We start from the raw sequence: 15,416 nt of genomic DNA, 5'->3' as shown, positions 1-15,416 counted from the left end.
CAAAGGTAAGTGACCGGTCGGCTAATATCGACGGCATGCCGCGCCCGCCGAACTCCGAGGTGCGCAATCGCCTGCTCGCGGCGGGGCTCGACCTCGTGCACGCGCACGGATTCTCGGCCAGCGGGGTCAAGGACATCACCGACGCGGCCGGCGTGCCGAAAGGCTCGTTCTACGCGTACTTTTCGAGCAAAGAGGCGTTTGCCGCGGCAATTCTCGCGCACTACTGGGCCGACATCGAGGCGCGGCTGCTCCCAATCCTCGATGAGGACGGGCCGGCGCAGGAACGCATCACCCGCTTCTTCCACGCGCTCGCCGACGAGCACGAGGCCGGCGATTTCCTGCTCGGCTGCTTGATCGGCAACCTGTCGCTCGAATTGGGTGGCACGAGCGAAGCCGTACGCACCGAGATCATGCGCATTCTCGACCGCTGGGGCGCGGCCGTGACCGAATGTGTGCGGTCTGGCCAGCGGCGCTCCGGTGGGGTGCGACGGGATCTCGCCGCGGGAGAGCTCGCATCGCAGCTGATCGAGGCGTGGGAAGGCGCCGCCCTGCGGGGGAAGGTGACCCGCAGCCGCGCGCCCTACGACCGATTCGAAGCGCACACCGTTCCGGCTCTGCTGCACTGACGAGCCGAAGGCGGAATGGATGTACGCTGCGGCTTGTTAGATAGACGACTGGTCATCTATCCTACAAATGCCAATCGTCAGACGAGCCGCAAGGGTGGCCCTCATGCCAGAGCCGAGCATCTACGCAGAACCGCGAACGCCCGCGCTGCCGGCGTCCGAGTTCGAGCTCTACGTCGAGCGCGCCGCGCTCGTCATCACCGATCCGCAGATCGATTTCCTGAGCCCCGACGGCGCCGCATGGCCGGTGTTCGGCGACAGCATCCGCGACAACCACACCGTCACTCACATCGGCGAGCTGCTCGATGCCGCGAAGCGGACCGGCCTCACCGTGGCGGTGTCTCCGCACTACTTCTACCCAACCGACGGCCAGTGGTTGTTCGGTGGCCCGCTCGAGAATTTCATGAATTCCGCCGGCATGTTTGGCCGCCAAAGCGCTTATACGACGGACGGATTCGCCGGGTCCGGTGCCGACTTCCTGCCCGCCTACTCCCATCACATCCACGACGGGCAAACCGTCATCGCCTCCCCGCACAAGATCGTCGGACCCGAATCGAACGACCTCGTGCTGCAACTGCGCAAGCGCGGCGTGAGCCAGGTCGTCCTGGCGGGGATGGCCGCCAACCTCTGCGTGGAAGGTCACCTGCGCGAACTCATCGAGCAGGGCTTCGAGGTCGCGGTCGTCAAGGACGCCACCGCAGGCCCGCGGCTTCCCGAGGGCGACGGCTACCTCGCCGCCCTGGTGAATTTCCGATTCCTCGCCAGTGCCGTCTGGACGACCGCCGAAGCCGTCGCGCAGCTTACGAAACACGTTGCGCACAACAAATTCGATAATAAACAAGGAGACCGGCCATGGCATCGAACGAGACCCTCAGTCAGCGCAGATTCGCCTTGAACGACGGCAGCGGCGAGATCCCGGCGCTCGGGTTTGGGACCTCACTGTCCGACAACACCAGGACCCGAGATGCCGTCAAGACCGCGGTCGAGGCGGGATTCCGCCACCTCGACGCCGCCGAGCGGTACCGCAACGAAGCCGAGGTCGGCGCGGCGCTCAAGGAGCTGTTCGCGCAACGCACGGTCCGCCGCGAGGAACTTTTTGTGACCACCAAGCTGTGGAACAACAACCACCGACCGGAGCGGGTGAAGCCCGCGCTGCGGGCCAGCCTGAACAGACTCGGGCTCGACGCGGTCGATCTGTATCTGGTGCACACACCGTTCGCGTTCAAGCCCGGCGACGACCAGGACCCCCGCGACATCCACGGAGCCGTCGTCTACGACGACGGGGTGACCCTGGCGGAAACCTGGGCGGCCATGGAAAGCCTTGTCGATGAGGGACTTACCCGCGCGATAGGCCTCTCCGACATCGACGCCGAAGGCGCCAGGAACGTCACCGAAACCGCCCGCATCAAGCCGGCGGTCGTGGAGGTCGAGTCGCATCCGTATCACCCCCAGTGGGAACTCCACCGAATGCGCGAGACGGACGGGGTCATCCTCTTGGCGTTCGCCTCACTCGGGCACGCCCTGGAACCGCGGCTGCTCGATGACCCTCTCGTGGTCTCGATCGCCCGGAGTCTCGGCAAGACCCCCGCGCAAGTGCTGCTGGCCTGGGGCATCCAGCGCGGCAGCGCGGTGCTCACGGCATCGGTGACGCCGGCGCGCATCCGCGAGAACTTCGATGTCACCGAGCTTCCCGAGAGCGCGCTCCAAGAGATCAACGAGCGTCTCGAAACCCGGATCCGGTTCAACTCCGTTGTCGACGCGGGTGAGCCGGGCTTCGCCGAGGTCCCCCGGGGCTAGGGTCGCCGCGTGAAGGCGATGGCCGGTGTCGGCGTGCCTCCCGAGTTCGTCACCGTGGTATCCGGTCCCGACGGCATCACCCGCTGCCGGTGGGCGACCCAGACGGGCCGCGACCTGACCGCCTATCACGATCACGAGTGGGGAATCCCGACACACGACGAGGCGGTGCTCTTCGAGGCGCTTGCGCTGACCTACTTCGAGAACGGCCTGTCCTGGGCGATCGTGTTCGACAAGCGGGAGAACCTGCGCGCGGCGTTTCACGGATTCGACCCGGCGGCGGTTGCGGAGATGACGCCCGACCACGTCGAACGGTTGATGCTCGACACCACGATCATTCGCAATCGGCGAAAGATCGAAGCCACGCTGCACAACGCCCGCCTGCTGACGAAACACCCGCTGTCCCAACTGGCGTGGCGCCATCGGCCGCGCACCCACCATCGCCTCCGGACCTGGGCCGATGGCCGGATGGTGTCCCCGGAGTCGCACCGCCTCTCAGCGGCGTTGCACGGAGCGGGTTTTCGACTTGTTGGTCCGGTCGTCGCCCACTCGTTCATGCAAACCGTCGGGATCGAGAACGGTCATTTCGAGGGCTGTTTCCGCGCCCCGGCGTGAGGTGCTATAACCGCGAGCATGCTGCGCAGTCTGGCCGAGGTGGTCGGTTCGAACCACGTCGTCGCCGATTCTGATGTGCTGGCGGCGCGCAGCGTCGACCACACCGGCCGGTACCGGGGCAAGGCGAGCGCGCTGGTGCGGCCGGGCACGGCCGAGCAGGTCGCCGAGGTGCTGCGGGTGTGCCGGGATGCCGGGGCACACGTGACGGTGCAGGGCGGTCGGACCTCGCTGGTGGCCGGCACCGTGCCCGAGCACGACGACGTGTTGTTGTCCACCGAGCGGCTGCACGCCGTCGCTGACGTCGACACCGTCGAACGCCGCATCGAGGCCGGCGCCGGAGCCACCCTGGCCGCTGTGCAACGGGCCGCAGGCGCGGCCGGTCTGGTGTTCGGCGTGGACCTGGCGGCCCGCGACACCGCGACCGTCGGCGGCATGGCCTCGACGAACGCCGGCGGCCTGCGCACGGTTCGGTACGGCAACATGGGCGAGCAGGTGGTCGGCGTGCAGGTGGCGCTGCCCGACGGCACGCTGCTGCGCCGGCACAGCCGGGTGCGCCGGGACAACACGGGCTACGACCTGCCGGCGCTGTTCGTGGGCGCCGAGGGCACGCTGGGCGTCATCACCGAACTGGACCTGCGGCTGCACGCCACGCCGTCGCATCGGGTGACGGCGATCTGCGGGTTCGCCGACCTCGAGGCGCTGGTGGAGGCGGGCCGGGCGTTCCGCGACGTGGATGGCATCGCGGCCCTGGAACTGATCGACGGCCGGGCCGCCGCGCTGACCGGCGAGCATCGCGGCGTCGGTTCACCGGTCTCCGGCGAGTGGCTGTTGCTGGTGGAGTTGGCGGCCGATCACGACCAGACCGAACGGCTCGCCGAGCTGCTCGATGACGTGCCGATGTGTGGCGAACCCGCGGTCGGCGTGGATCTTGTTGCGCAGCAACGGTTGTGGCAGGTCCGCGAATCGCTGGCCGAGGTGCTCGGTGTGTACGGGCCGCCGCTGAAGTTCGATGTCTCGCTGCCGCTGTCGTCGATCGGTGAATTCGAAAGGCGCGCGGTCGATCTGGTGCACACCCATGCACGCGACGCGCTGCCGGTGCTGTTCGGCCACATCGGCGAGGGCAACTTGCATCTGAATGTGTTGCGCTGCCCGGCCGACCGGGAAATCGCGCTGTACGAGCCGATGATGGACCTCATCGCGCGCTGCGGGGGCAACGTCAGCTCCGAACACGGCGTCGGCAGCCGCAAACGGCCCTACCTTGGTATGTCCCGCGAGGCCGCCGACATCGCGGCGATGCGTACGGTCAAAGCCGCGCTGGATCCGACTGGATTCCTCAATGCCGCGGTACTTTTCGATTAGACCGCGAGTGCGGCGAAGCCGTAACCTTCCAGCGATTTTCTGCGATGGGACATTACGCGGGGATGAGTTCGCGACGGGCCCGTGCGCGGCGAGGGCAGCATGGTATGGGCACATGCAGGACAGCGTCGGCTTGGGCCGCACGTGACGCGCCGTCCTCAGCACTGTCGCAGTCGATGTGCGTCCTGCGGCTGAGTTCTTCATACGCCAAATAGTTCGTGAGCTTCATGTCGCCGATCCGTCAGAACGAATTGAGGTCCGAGGGCTGCGGCGGCCATTCATCTCTTGGTCGGAAGGCAAGTGAGTTTGGGTTTTCGGGGTCTTTTCGGTCCACGACTGCTAAGCCAATCACGCGACTCTTGTCGTCACGTGGAACGTCGAACACGAGGTCTCCCTCCTGGATGGCGTGCTGGTTAGCGTCGAAACGCAAAGGCTTAGAGGCTGTTTCGCCAGGAGCCTTCACTCCATAGTCCCACTTCAGCGTGGCGAAGCTGTCCCAGATCTCCATGCCGTTCGGCAGCTTGATTTCGACCGAATCTCCAGGCTGGTTTGGTGGAATCGACCAAACCATCTGACCATTGGACGTGTCACCGCGATTGGTCGATCGCCCTGCTTGCGCGTGGCCTCGTGTGGTTGCCACCAGTCCGCGGGCGGCCTATCCGTGGAAACCAACAGGCGGACGGCGGCGGGATTAGCGATCGAAAGGTCGAGTGGTTTCGAGGTCCCGTTGTAGATCAATGGTCTCAGTTTGATTTGCCCACGGCCCGGGATGTCGGAACCGTCTCTGGATGATCGGTACGTGCCTTCGCACCAGAACATCACGCAGACATCTACCCTTGTTGGCTGGAACTGCGCTGCCGGAGGAGCGTTTTGGCATACGTGGTTGAGTGGCTCGCCTTCCGCCGGTGGGTTCGGGTCAACATGAGTTGGCGGAAGGGGTGCCGGTGGCCGCGGCGCAGCTTCTTGCTTCACCGCGGCGTCTGATGAGCCACCAGGCACAAAAAATATCCCGACAGTTCCGGCGACCAACAGAACCACTACTCCTATGGCAACTGGGCGCTGGAACTTAGTGTTCTTGGCCCAGAGCAGCACACCGGTTAGGAGCACGGCTACCAGGGCTGCGATAAGTCCTATCCGCCACCAGCCGAATTCGTGGCTCTTATCTAGGGCGAGGCATCCAAAGGTAACAAGGCCACCAACAGGCCCACCGACCTTCGGAATATGCTTTGCCGCATCCGTCCACGATGCGCTTTGCTGTGTCACGCACTCAGTTTCGCACAATGGGGGTTTTCAATGAGCCTCATTAATTGATCTCCTTGCACCACTCCGAAGTCGAGTGTGCAGAATCCGACCCGGACTGAGACCGTTGTTGTACACGCGTCCGATCCGGATAGGTGGAAGTAGGGCAGAAGTCTGACTTGCACACTCGCACAGGTTGTTCCGGCCCCATATCTGGCGCTGGTCGAGCTGGCGGCCGGTCAGCACGATCCTGCTCGAGGAACTGCAAAGCCAGCGCTGAAGCGGAGATGCGTCGGCGCAACATGCTACTCCGCAAGTTGGACACCCCCACCGCAGCCAACCGCAACGAGCAACTCCTCCCATAGGTGTACTGACCTGAGAGGTTAGGTACGCGGCTGGCCGGTGGTTGGCCGCCGAGTGCGGTGTGGAATCGCACGAAAAGCAAACATCTCAACGTATCTGGGCTTGTCTAGCGCGTTGGAGGATTGCCAGGACCCTCAGCCCGGCGCCGAAATACGGCATTTGCTGGACAGTAGGCGGACCTCAGGCCTGTACTTAGGTCATATTTTCCCGGAGTTCGCGGAGGCAGGCATGACAATGGCGGGCGGTCAGGCGGGTCAGGGCATGACACTGGAAGAGCAAGCGCAGGCCGGGTCGGGCGCGGATCTTGTTCTCGAGGGCGGGGGAGTCAAGGGGATCGCCCTGGCCGGGGCCGTTCTGACCCTGCATAACGCGGGGTTTGTCTTTCCGCGGATCGGCGGCACATCGGCCGGCGCCATTGTGGCCGCCCTCATCGCCGCATATCAGGTCGGCAACGTCCCGCTTACCCAGCTACAGACGGATATGGCCGAGCTGGACTACACCCAGTTCATGCAGAAGACCTGGGCCGAGAAGCACCTGGGCCTGATCGGGGACGCCACCGCGCTGGTCAGCCACCAGGGCCTGTACGCCAGTTCCTACGTCCGAGAGTGGCTGACCTCGAAGCTGGAACCGCTGGGCATCCGGACATTCGCCGACCTCAAGATCACCAGCGACGAGGGCACCTCCCTGGCCCCGTACCAGCGTTACCGGCTGGTCACCCACACCTCGGACCTGACCCGCGGCGCCCTGGTCCGGCTGCCCTGGGACCTGCCCTACTATCTGCTGAGCAGCAAGGATCAGGGTGATCCGGCCCGGCAGATCGAGGTCATCGACAGCTATCCGATCGTGGACGCGGTCCGCGCGTCGATGTCGATCCCGTTCTTCTTCCAGCCCTTTGAGCAGAAGACGGTCCTGGGCGCCTGCACCTGGGTCGACGGCGGGCTGCTGCAGAACTTCCCGGTGACCGTATTCGACCGGACCGACGGCCGGCCTAACCGGTGGCCGACGTTCGGTATCAAGCTCTCGTCGCAGCCGGCGCTGAACACCCCGGACGTGCCGGTGCAGGGCGATCTCCGCGAGGTCGTCTCGATCGCGCACACGGCCATGGGCGAGTGGAACCGCTACCCGCTGGCCGATGAGGGCGTCGGCGCCCGGACGGTGTATGTGGACACGATGGGCATCGCCAGCACCGATTTCGGGCTGACGACCGACCAGCGTGACAAGCTGTTCGCCAATGGCGAGGCCGCGGCGGGCAAGTTCCTGGCCGCCTGGACCGAGGCTCACCCCCCGGGTCAGGACCGCCGAACTAACCGCCGACGCCGCGGGTGAGGTCCAGCCGTGACTTCCGCAGGTTCGACTAGCTGCCCTTGATCCCGACGGCGTGCCGCAACTGCGCCAAGAACTGCTCGGCGTCGTCGCTTCGCACGATGTAGTGCGATATCGCAATCCGGATCACCGTCGCGGCCTTGACCGCGGCATTGGGCCCGGGCAGGTGGCGCTGCAGGCCCTCGCGCATCTGCGGGATGACCCAGGAGAACTGGGCGATGGTGTGCTCGGGTTCGACGTCGACCATGCGCACACCGGAGTACGAATGCTGGTATTCGACGATGAACCGCAGCACGGCGTCGAGCTTGTCCACGCCCTTCAGGCCGGCGGTGGCTTTCACCAGACCGCTTTCGAAGATCTGGCGCTCATAGCTCGAAAACGCCGACAACAACTCCTCTTTGGACGCGAACCAGCGGTACAGCGTCGGCCGGGAGACGCCCGCCTGGGTGGCGACGTCGGACAGGCTGAGCTTGGTCTTGCCGTTTCGGCCCAGCACCTCGGCGGTGGCCGCCAGAATCCGCTGACGGGTCGAGGTGTCGGTGTCGGCGATCGTCGTCGCCCGGACCGGGTGGCTCATGAGTCAAGCTTTTCGAAGTATCGCCGAGGTGTCATGGTCATTCGCTCCCACGTTAGGCCCGAGGAGGGCGTCGGCGCACCAGCACCGACTGCTGGATGGCGCCGACCGCGCCCTGCTCGTCGAACAACGTGCCGATCGTCGTCCCGATGCCGTCCGGCCCGTAACTGGTCTCCGAGCGAATGCCGATCCAGTCGCCGTCGGGAACACGAAACACGTGCACGGCCAGGTCGGTGTTGAGGAACGTCCATTTGGTGATGTCCAGCTTGCTGCCGATGCCGTTGGCGCAGTCGGCCACCGCGAACAACCGTTCCAGCTGCGTCATGGACTCGCCGTTGACCAGGTCGACGGTCGGGTTGATCCAGGATTCGCCGGGGCCCGGGCTCAGCGGCTCGGTCAGCCACAGCCACTGAAGGCTGTGCACGTAATTGCGGTCCCAGTCCCGCGCCTTCAGGTTGCGGTTGAAGGCCTCGGCCCGGGGCCCCGGCAGCGGCGCCGCGGCGTGCGCCAGGGTCTGGGTGTCCTGCTGCTGCAACCGCCAGCCGGTGGCGCGCGCGACCGGCCGCGGGGTGCCGTCGGGACCGGGGGCCAGCATCTCGGCGCCGAGCAGTTCGATCTGCTTGCCGGGGCGCTGCACCTCGGCGCGCACCCACAGATCGCCCTCGGCCGGCACCCCGCCCAGCAGGTCGATGACGACCCGGGACAGGCGGGTGTCGTCGCGCTGTTCGCACCGCTCCAGCGCCCGCACGAGCAGCGCCGACACCGGACCGCCGTGCTGGATGGCCGCCGACCAGGTGCCGCGCGCGAGATCGGTCGCCCGGAACTTCTCGCCCAGCGCGGCGGCGTCGTCGCCGGCCGGATCGATCAGCTCGTAATAGGCGTCGGTCATCGTCAACCTCTCGGGTCAGGGCAGGCCGGCGCCGGGAGTGGTCACCGTGACGGCGTCCAGCCGGGAAAGCCGGGTGCCGACCAGGCGTTGAGGATAGGCCTCGGTGCTCGACAACAGAAACAGCGTGCGGCGCTGCGGACCGCCGAGGGCGCAGGCGATGGCGACCCGGTCGCCCATGTCGATGCGGTCGGTCACGGTGCCGCCCGCTACGATCCGCTCGAACTGATGGGCCAGGGTCATCGACGCCCACACCCCACCCTCGGCGTCCAGCGCGATGCCGTCGGGCGGCCCGTCGAGGCCGTCGGCGAAAACCCGGCGATCGGACAGCCCGCCGTCCTCGTCGATGGAAAACGCGGTCAGCCGCCGGCCCGTCGACTCGGCGACGATCAGCGTCGTGCGATCCGGTGTGATCGCCATGCCGTTGGGGAAGTCCAGATCGTCGGCCACGACGGTCGCACTGTCGTCGGGGTCGAGACGAATGATGACGCCGCCGCGCAGCGCCTGGCACCCGATGTAGGCGCGGCCGGCGTCGTCGACGACCATGTCGCCGAGGTTGGCCGGCGCCAGGTCGGTGAGATCGGCGATGGTGATGACCGTTTCGCCGTCATAGCGCAGGACCTGACGGTCCTCGGTCGACGCGATCAGCAGCGACCCGTCGGGACGGAAGCCCAGACCCGACGGCGAGTGGCCGGGCAGCGGCAGCGTGGTCAGCGAGCCGCCCATGGTCGCGGTGTGGACCGCTTCCCCCAGCATGTCGGAGAACCACAGCAGGCCCTCGAACCAGCGCGGGCCCTCGCCGAAGCAGAACCCGTTGGCCAGCGGCTCGGGAATCATCCGCGCACTCCGGCAAATCGGCCCGCTTTACAAAACACCGAAAAAGTGTCATGCACCGCGGGTACCGGTGTCAATCTGCCGATCGGGCGAGTTCCCGCGCTACGGCCTCGTGGTACGCGTCGATGTTGGCCGGGTTGGCCGAGGCGATGAGCGCATCGGGCAGCGGGGCGTGTTTGTACGCCTCGATCGTCATGGTCCGCGAGAACAGCGTGACGCCCTGCCCGGGCCGGGTGAAGTGGTAGGAGACCGTGATGCGGCCCTCCATCCCGCCGTTGCCGTCGCGGTCATGGCCCAGGCGCCCGATCGAGGTGAACACGAACAGCGTCGGGCGCACCGCGGCGGCCAGCTGCCAGCTGAAGATCCGCTTCCCGTCGGGCCCGGCTTCCTCCCAGGTGTCACCGACCTTCAGCGGGAGCTCCGGCAATTTGCCGATGTGCGCGCTGCCGGGGTAGGTCTTCGTCCAGTTCTGCGGATTGGTGACGAAGTCGTACACCGTCTCGGCGGACTGGGTGAACGCGGTCTCTGAAGTGCTGGTCACGATGCCCAATGGTGTTGCCTCCCTTAGCGTCCCGCTGTCCGGCGGACTTGCCGGGCCGCCGCCTTGTTAGCCAAGCTTTACAAATCCTACGCAAAGTGTCACGCTGAGCGCTGAGCTGCGAGCGCGAGAGGCGGACTGGATTGACCACGGAATCTGAGCAGACCGAGTGGACGGTGCAGGGCCTGCTGGATCTGTTCGACGTGCGGGAAGACGGGCAAGACCGATTCACCGGTGAGACCGGCATCGCCGCGGGCGACGAACGCCAGGTGGTGGAGGGCACCCAGGTGCTCGCGCAGGCGATCGTCGCGGTGGCCAAGCGGTTCCCGGACAAGTCGGTGCGCTCGGCGCACGCGGTCTTCTCGCGCGCGGTCACCGTCGGGCCGCCCATCGAACTCGTCCTCGACGTCGTATCCGAAGGCCGCTCCACCGCCACCGCCGTGGTCGCCGTGCACCAGAACGGCCGGCGCTGCCTGAGCATCACGGTGCTGGCCGACGTCCCGACCGACGACGTCATCCGTCACCACCTGCCGCGCCCGCAGGTGGCCGCCCCGGCCGACGCGCACCACTCACCGATGCCGATGGTCGGCCGCGAGCTGCGCCTGGTCGACGTCGTCGACGTCAACAGCCCCGACGAGGTCGGCCCGCCGGAGCTCTACGCGTGGCTGCACTACGACCCGATCCCCACCCGCGACGAGTTGGCCAAGGCGCTGATCGCGTACTTCACCGGCCACCTCGGGATCTCCACCACGATGCGGGCGCACGAGGGCATCGGCACCGCCCAGGCGCACCTGACCGTGTCCACCGCGCCGATGAGCATCTCGGTGGCGTTCCACGAGCCGGTGGACTGGACCGGGTGGCTGCTCTACACCCACGAGAGCACCCAGGTGGGCGCGGGCATGTCGTACGTGCGCGGCACCGTGCACTCCGAAGAGGGTGAACTGCTGGCCTCGTTCGCCCAGGAGGCGCTGATCCGGCCGCTGCGCACCAGCGACACCGCGATCGACTCGCGCGCACGGTTCTAAGAGGCAGCGATGCGGTTCACCATCACCCACCCGATGCACAGCCATCCCTACAACCCGGAGCTGGTGAGCGGGGACGGGATCGGCAAGGTGGCCGCCGCGACGGAAGCGGCCGGGATCCACGGCTTCGGCTTCACCGATCATCCGGCGCCCTCGCAGCGATGGCTGGAGGCCGGCGGGCACGATGCGTTAGATCCTTTCGTCGCACTGGGTTTCGCGGCCGCCACCACGTCGACGCTGCGACTGATCCCCAACATCGTGGTGCTGCCCTATCGAAACCCGTTCGTGGTGGCCAAGTCCGGCGCAACCCTGGACCTGCTCTCCGGTGGCCGATTCACACTCGCGGTGGGTGTGGGCTACCTGAAGCGCGAATTCGCGGCGCTGGGCATCAGCTACGACGAGCGCGCCGAGCTGTTCGAGGAATCCCTACAGGTGATCCGGGCCATCTGGACCGGCGACGATATCTCGTTCGAGGGCAAGCATTTCAGTGCGCGGGGGATCACCGCGCATCCGCGCCCCGTCAGCGATCCGCATCCGCCGATCTGGATCGGCGGCAATACCACGACCGCTCGCCGGCGGGTGGCGCTCTACGGCGACGGCTGGTGCCCGTTTCCCGCGCCGCCGCAACTGGCGCAGACCGCGGGCACCGCGTCCATCACCTCCACCGAGCAGCTCTCGGCGGCCATCGACGATCTGCGACGCAGATGTGATGCGGCCGAACGTGATTGGTCGGCCATTGACATCACGTTCACCAACTTCGAGGGCGGCAGCATCACCGACGACGACTTCAACGCCGACGCCTACCTGGAGGGTTTGGCGACGCTGGAGAAGCTGGGCGTGACGTGGGTCAGCATCCACCTGCCCGGCGACAGCATGGCGCACGCGCTAGAGACCCTCGAGCGTTTTCGCACCCTCGTGATCGACGCGGCCTGATGGACTTCTCCCGCGTCGAGCTTTCGCCCGAGGATCAGAAATTCTTCGATGAGACCCGGGCCTTCATGGCCGAACACGTCACGGACGAGGTGCGCCGCCTTGATCGCGAGACCGGCGAAAACTTCAGCGAGCCGGTGCATTTGGCGCTGGGCAAAGCGGGGTATCTGACATCGGACTGGAAGCTGGAGTCCGAAGGGGGATTCGACCCCGTACGCCGGCGAATCTTCCACCTCGAAATCGGCCGCGCCCATACGCCGTGGTTCCACTGGGGTACCACCGCGGTCGTCGCGCGGCTGGTGCAGCAGTTCGGGGCGCCCGAACTCGTCGAGTCGTTGCTGCCCGGCGTGCTGTCCGGCGAGACCAGGCTGTGTCTGGGATACACCGAACCCGAGGGCGGCTCGGACGTGGCCACCTGCAAGACCCGCGCGGTGCGCGAGGCGGACGGATCGAGTTGGGTCATCAACGGCTCCAAGATGTTCACCTCGAACGCGCAGAATGCCAAATACGTATTCCTGCTCACCAACACCGATCCCCAGGGCCCGAAACACAAGAACCTGACCATGTTCCTGGTGCCGCTGGATACCCCCGGGATCGAGATCCAGGGCATCCGCACGGTCGACGGCGACCGCACCAACATCGTCTACTACAGCGACGTCCGGGTCGACGACCTTTACCGGATCGGCGAGGTCAACGGCGGCTGGACGGTGATGCGGTTCGCCCTGGACGCCGAGCATGGCATCACCGACCCGGCAGACCATGGCCTGCAGAACATTTCGATGCTGTCCGAGCACGGCCAGCTGATGGCCGAGGCGGCCGACGGGGTCGCGGCACGCGTGGCGGGGCTCGATGACGACTCGGTGAAATACCGGCTGGGGCGCAGCATGGCCCGCATCGAGGCGGCGCTGTCGACTCCCGGCATGTACGGACGCGTCGCGATCATCCAGACAATGCGTGACATCTCACCGGAATTGATGGACATCCTGGGAGCCGCATCGGCGTTGCCCACCGACACAGCGGGTTCCGCCGACGATGGCGGGATGGAATTCATCTTCCGGCACGGGGTCCCCGCCGGCATCTATGGCGGCACCATGGAGGTGTTTCGCAACATGATCGCCCAGCACGAGCTGGGGCTTGGGCGGCCTAGCTACGGCCGCTGATTTTACCGCGAGACTGTAGTTACCGACGGTGTTACTCGCGAAATGCGTCGCCAGTTGCAGTCTCGCGGCGTCAAGAAGCCGGCAGTTCGGCCATCACCTCGACGCGGGTCTCGTCGAAACTCAGGAATCCCTTGATGGGCAAGCTTTCCGGCGGCGGACCGGGATAGCTCCAGGCGACGTCCGCCACGACGTCGCCGCCCGACACGAACGACCAATACGTCGCAAAGCCCTTGTAATTGCAGTAACTCGACGTCTCGGAGCGCTGCAATAGATCGGTGCGCACGTGAGCGGGGTCCACGTAGAGCCGTGGGGCGAGCGCGGTCTCGAAAAGAATCACGGTGTCGTCGGTGTCCACCAGCGTGGTGCCGGCCACGCGGACGCGCAGGCGGCGTTGCGTCGGACGGCAATCGACGCGGTGATAGGGATTGGGCGGGTAGTGCACGAGCTTGCGCCCCTCTTCCAGCCAGGTGTCGACCGCGTCCCAGGGCACGTGGACGAAGCCCGGCGCCTCGGGTTCCGGCTCGCTCGGTAGGTCGGCGACCTCGTCGGCCGCGAAGACGTAGCTCAGCGGCCGGCCGCGGCGGTGCACCATCAGCGCCCGCTCCGTGTCGATCACCACCTGCCCGTCCTTGACGGCCTGCACGCGCCGGGGATGCGGTTCGATGTAGACGACGTCGTCGGGTATCGCAGGGGAGAAGCGCCCCGCGGGATCGCTGCTGAGCGGACCGCGCCCCGCTACCAGAGTCATGTGTCGTCCTTCCATCGCGCGCAAACGCCGCTGAACGCCACGCTAGCGTGGCACACAGAATGCGGCGTTGCGCCGGCGTGACGCTCGAACGGCAGAGAGTGGGAACGTGCCCATGGCGGGACCAATGGAGGGCGTCAAAGTCGTCGAGCTCGGGGTCTGGGTGGCCGGGCCGGCCGCCGGCGGCATCCTGGCCGACTGGGGCGCCGACGTGATCAAGATCGAACCGCCGACCGGTGATCCGGGGCGGATGTTCGGCCGGATGTTGGGCTGCGACCTGGGTCTGAACCCGCCGTTCGAGATGGACAACCGGTCCAAGCGCAGCGTCGTACTGGACCTCGGCACCGAGGAGGGCCGCGGCACCGCGCTCGAATTACTTACTGGCGCCGACGTTTTCCTGACCAACGTGCGCCCCGGTGCGCTGCAGCGTCTCGGGCTGGACTTCGAGGCGGTGTCGGCCGTCAACCCCCGTCTGGTCTACGGGCTCATCACCGGCTACGGCGAAACCGGCCCCGACGCCGACCGCGCCGCCTTCGACGTGGCCGCGTTCTGGTCCCGGGCCGGGGTGGCCCACCTGCTCACCCGGCCCGGCGACACGCCCCCGTTTCAGCGCGGCGGCATGGGCGATCACTCCGCGGGGATGACGCTGGCCGCGGCCGTGTGCGCGGCGCTGCTCGCGCGCGAGCGCACCGGGACGGGCCAACTGGTGACCACCTCGCTCTACCGGCAAGGCGCCTACACCGTGAGCTTCGACCTCAACACCTATCTGATGAGCGGGCAGCCGATCGCGATCGGCCAGCGCGAAACGATGGGCAACCCGTGCATGAACAACTACACCGCCTCCGACGGGCGGCGATTCTGGATCGTCGGCCTGGAGCCCGAGCGGCATTGGCCGGCGCTGTGCCGTGCGGTGGGCCGGCCCGAGTGGCGCGACGACCCCCGGTTCGCCGACGCCCGTGCCCGCGCCGTCAACTCGACCGTGCTGATCGCCGCGCTGGATGAGATCTTTGCGACGCGGCCCCTCGACGAGTGGGCAGAGGTGTTCGCCGGCGAGCCGGATTTCTTCTGGTCACCGGTCAACAGCCTGGAGGACGTCGTCGCCGACGAGCAGTTCCGCGCCGCGGGCGGCATCGTCGACGTGCCCGACGGCGAAGCCGCCGTGCCGATGGTGGCCACTCCGGCGGATTTCCACGGGACTCCGTGGGCACCGCGTTCTGCGGCACCGGAACTCGGGCAGCACACCGCGGAAGTCCTGGCCGACCTCGAGGCGCGCCGCGGCTCTTGACGGGCCGGCGGGACCTTTACAAATTTGGCTAGAAGTGTCACGCTGTCCGGTGAGCCGCTTCGCCCTGCGCGTGACGCGGCCGCAGCCCTTGAGAAAACCCATGACAAGCGCTTGAGACCCGCACCGACC

16 protein-coding genes are annotated in these 15,416 nt (G+C 66.8%); 10 read left to right on the top strand and 6 right to left on the bottom strand.

Annotation, left to right across the window (positions count from 1 at the left end; all coding sequences use genetic code 11):
• The first annotated feature begins 35 nt into the window (after window positions 1-35).
• From A5688_RS25385 to A5688_RS25365, 5 genes are all read left to right on the top strand, one after another.
• Entirely contained in the window at window positions 36-626 is a 591-nt protein-coding gene (locus A5688_RS25385) for a TetR/AcrR family transcriptional regulator (protein WP_067914744.1), read from the top strand.
• Between the two features lie 103 nt (window positions 627-729).
• On the top strand, window positions 730-1,518 hold the full coding sequence (locus tag A5688_RS25380) for a cysteine hydrolase (RefSeq protein WP_067914746.1): 789 nt from the start codon (window positions 730-732) through the stop codon (window positions 1,516-1,518).
• Window positions 1,476-2,420, top strand: a complete 945-nt coding sequence (locus tag A5688_RS25375) for an aldo/keto reductase (protein ID WP_067914748.1) — start codon at window positions 1,476-1,478, stop codon at window positions 2,418-2,420. The genes A5688_RS25380 and A5688_RS25375 overlap by 43 nt, the downstream gene beginning before the upstream one ends.
• 18 nt (window positions 2,421-2,438) lie before the next feature.
• Window positions 2,439-3,032, top strand: coding sequence for a DNA-3-methyladenine glycosylase I (locus tag A5688_RS25370; RefSeq protein ID WP_067914786.1), 594 nt, complete (start codon window positions 2,439-2,441; stop codon window positions 3,030-3,032).
• Between the two features lie 18 nt (window positions 3,033-3,050).
• Entirely contained in the window at window positions 3,051-4,391 is a 1,341-nt protein-coding gene (locus A5688_RS25365) for an FAD-binding oxidoreductase (protein ID WP_067914750.1), read from the top strand.
• A gap of 238 nt (window positions 4,392-4,629) precedes the next feature.
• Here the strand turns inward: A5688_RS25365 and A5688_RS27605 are convergent, their stop codons facing one another.
• Entirely contained in the window at window positions 4,630-4,959 is a 330-nt protein-coding gene (locus tag A5688_RS27605; protein ID WP_131812170.1) for a hypothetical protein, read from the bottom strand.
• Between the two features lie 1,259 nt (window positions 4,960-6,218).
• On the opposite strand from A5688_RS27605, the gene A5688_RS25360 reads away from it, so the two are divergent.
• Entirely contained in the window at window positions 6,219-7,316 is a 1,098-nt protein-coding gene (locus tag A5688_RS25360) for a patatin-like phospholipase family protein (protein ID WP_207546745.1), read from the top strand.
• 28 nt (window positions 7,317-7,344) lie between these two features.
• Here the strand turns inward: A5688_RS25360 and A5688_RS25355 are convergent, their stop codons facing one another.
• The 4 genes from A5688_RS25355 to A5688_RS25340 form a co-directional block, all read right to left on the bottom strand.
• Window positions 7,345-7,890 carry a TetR/AcrR family transcriptional regulator gene (locus A5688_RS25355; protein ID WP_067834538.1) on the bottom strand — a complete coding sequence of 182 codons (546 nt, stop codon included), beginning with the start codon at window positions 7,888-7,890 and terminating at the stop codon, window positions 7,345-7,347.
• A gap of 52 nt (window positions 7,891-7,942) precedes the next feature.
• A complete protein-coding gene (locus A5688_RS25350) occupies window positions 7,943-8,776 on the bottom strand; it encodes a thioesterase family protein (protein WP_067914752.1) in 834 nt (277 codons plus the stop codon).
• A gap of 15 nt (window positions 8,777-8,791) precedes the next feature.
• A complete protein-coding gene (locus tag A5688_RS25345) occupies window positions 8,792-9,610 on the bottom strand; it encodes an SMP-30/gluconolactonase/LRE family protein (protein ID WP_067834542.1) in 819 nt (272 codons plus the stop codon).
• Window positions 9,611-9,680: 70 nt separating this feature from the next.
• Window positions 9,681-10,157: an SRPBCC family protein gene (locus tag A5688_RS25340; RefSeq protein WP_067914754.1), complete on the bottom strand. Its 477-nt coding sequence runs from the start codon at window positions 10,155-10,157 to the stop codon at window positions 9,681-9,683.
• Between the two features lie 131 nt (window positions 10,158-10,288).
• On the opposite strand from A5688_RS25340, the gene A5688_RS25335 reads away from it, so the two are divergent.
• From A5688_RS25335 to A5688_RS25325, 3 genes are read left to right on the top strand one after another with little or no spacing between them, the layout of a single operon-like run.
• Complete coding sequence (locus A5688_RS25335) at window positions 10,289-11,170, top strand: acyl-CoA thioesterase (RefSeq protein WP_067834546.1); 882 nt, start codon at window positions 10,289-10,291, stop codon at window positions 11,168-11,170.
• Between the two features lie 9 nt (window positions 11,171-11,179).
• The gene (locus tag A5688_RS25330; protein WP_067834548.1) at window positions 11,180-12,100 is read left to right on the top strand and encodes an LLM class F420-dependent oxidoreductase; all 921 of its coding nucleotides are present in this window, start codon (window positions 11,180-11,182) and stop codon (window positions 12,098-12,100) included.
• The gene (locus A5688_RS25325; RefSeq protein ID WP_067834550.1) at window positions 12,100-13,257 is read left to right on the top strand and encodes an acyl-CoA dehydrogenase family protein; all 1,158 of its coding nucleotides are present in this window, start codon (window positions 12,100-12,102) and stop codon (window positions 13,255-13,257) included. The genes A5688_RS25330 and A5688_RS25325 overlap by 1 nt, the downstream gene beginning before the upstream one ends.
• 70 nt (window positions 13,258-13,327) lie before the next feature.
• On the opposite strand, the gene A5688_RS25320 is transcribed toward A5688_RS25325, so the two are convergent.
• A complete protein-coding gene (locus A5688_RS25320; RefSeq protein WP_067834552.1) occupies window positions 13,328-14,005 on the bottom strand; it encodes a DUF427 domain-containing protein in 678 nt (225 codons plus the stop codon).
• Window positions 14,006-14,117: 112 nt separating this feature from the next.
• On the opposite strand from A5688_RS25320, the gene A5688_RS25315 reads away from it, so the two are divergent.
• Window positions 14,118-15,287 carry a CaiB/BaiF CoA transferase family protein gene (locus tag A5688_RS25315; RefSeq protein WP_067914757.1) on the top strand — a complete coding sequence of 390 codons (1,170 nt, stop codon included), beginning with the start codon at window positions 14,118-14,120 and terminating at the stop codon, window positions 15,285-15,287.
• Window positions 15,288-15,416 lie beyond the last annotated feature (129 nt).

The organism is Mycobacterium mantenii (assembly GCF_001667865.1).
Taxonomy (GTDB): domain Bacteria; phylum Actinomycetota; class Actinomycetes; order Mycobacteriales; family Mycobacteriaceae; genus Mycobacterium; species Mycobacterium mantenii_A.
The sequence above is the reverse complement of the archived record's forward strand: the minus strand, read 5'-3'. Positions and strand labels throughout refer to the sequence as shown.

Bases quoted from the DNA above. Each gene is read 5' to 3' on its own strand.
- A5688_RS25385 (WP_067914744.1), top strand. From the start codon at position 36: ATGCCGCGCCCGCCGAACTCCGAGGTGCGCAATCGCCTGCTCGCGGCG.
- A5688_RS25380 (WP_067914746.1), top strand. From the start codon at position 730: ATGCCAGAGCCGAGCATCTACGCAGAACCGCGAACGCCCGCGCTGCCG.
- A5688_RS25375 (WP_067914748.1), top strand. From the start codon at position 1,476: ATGGCATCGAACGAGACCCTCAGTCAGCGCAGATTCGCCTTGAACGAC.
- A5688_RS25370 (WP_067914786.1), top strand. From the start codon at position 2,439: ATGGCCGGTGTCGGCGTGCCTCCCGAGTTCGTCACCGTGGTATCCGGT.
- A5688_RS25365 (WP_067914750.1), top strand. From the start codon at position 3,051: ATGCTGCGCAGTCTGGCCGAGGTGGTCGGTTCGAACCACGTCGTCGCC.
- A5688_RS27605 (WP_131812170.1), bottom strand. From the start codon at position 4,959: ATGGTTTGGTCGATTCCACCAAACCAGCCTGGAGATTCGGTCGAAATC.
- A5688_RS25360 (WP_207546745.1), top strand. From the start codon at position 6,219: ATGACAATGGCGGGCGGTCAGGCGGGTCAGGGCATGACACTGGAAGAG.
- A5688_RS25355 (WP_067834538.1), bottom strand. From the start codon at position 7,890: ATGAGCCACCCGGTCCGGGCGACGACGATCGCCGACACCGACACCTCG.
- A5688_RS25350 (WP_067914752.1), bottom strand. From the start codon at position 8,776: ATGACCGACGCCTATTACGAGCTGATCGATCCGGCCGGCGACGACGCC.
- A5688_RS25345 (WP_067834542.1), bottom strand. From the start codon at position 9,610: ATGATTCCCGAGCCGCTGGCCAACGGGTTCTGCTTCGGCGAGGGCCCG.
- A5688_RS25330 (WP_067834548.1), top strand. From the start codon at position 11,180: ATGCGGTTCACCATCACCCACCCGATGCACAGCCATCCCTACAACCCG.
- A5688_RS25325 (WP_067834550.1), top strand. From the start codon at position 12,100: ATGGACTTCTCCCGCGTCGAGCTTTCGCCCGAGGATCAGAAATTCTTC.
- A5688_RS25320 (WP_067834552.1), bottom strand. From the start codon at position 14,005: ATGACTCTGGTAGCGGGGCGCGGTCCGCTCAGCAGCGATCCCGCGGGG.
- A5688_RS25315 (WP_067914757.1), top strand. From the start codon at position 14,118: ATGGCGGGACCAATGGAGGGCGTCAAAGTCGTCGAGCTCGGGGTCTGG.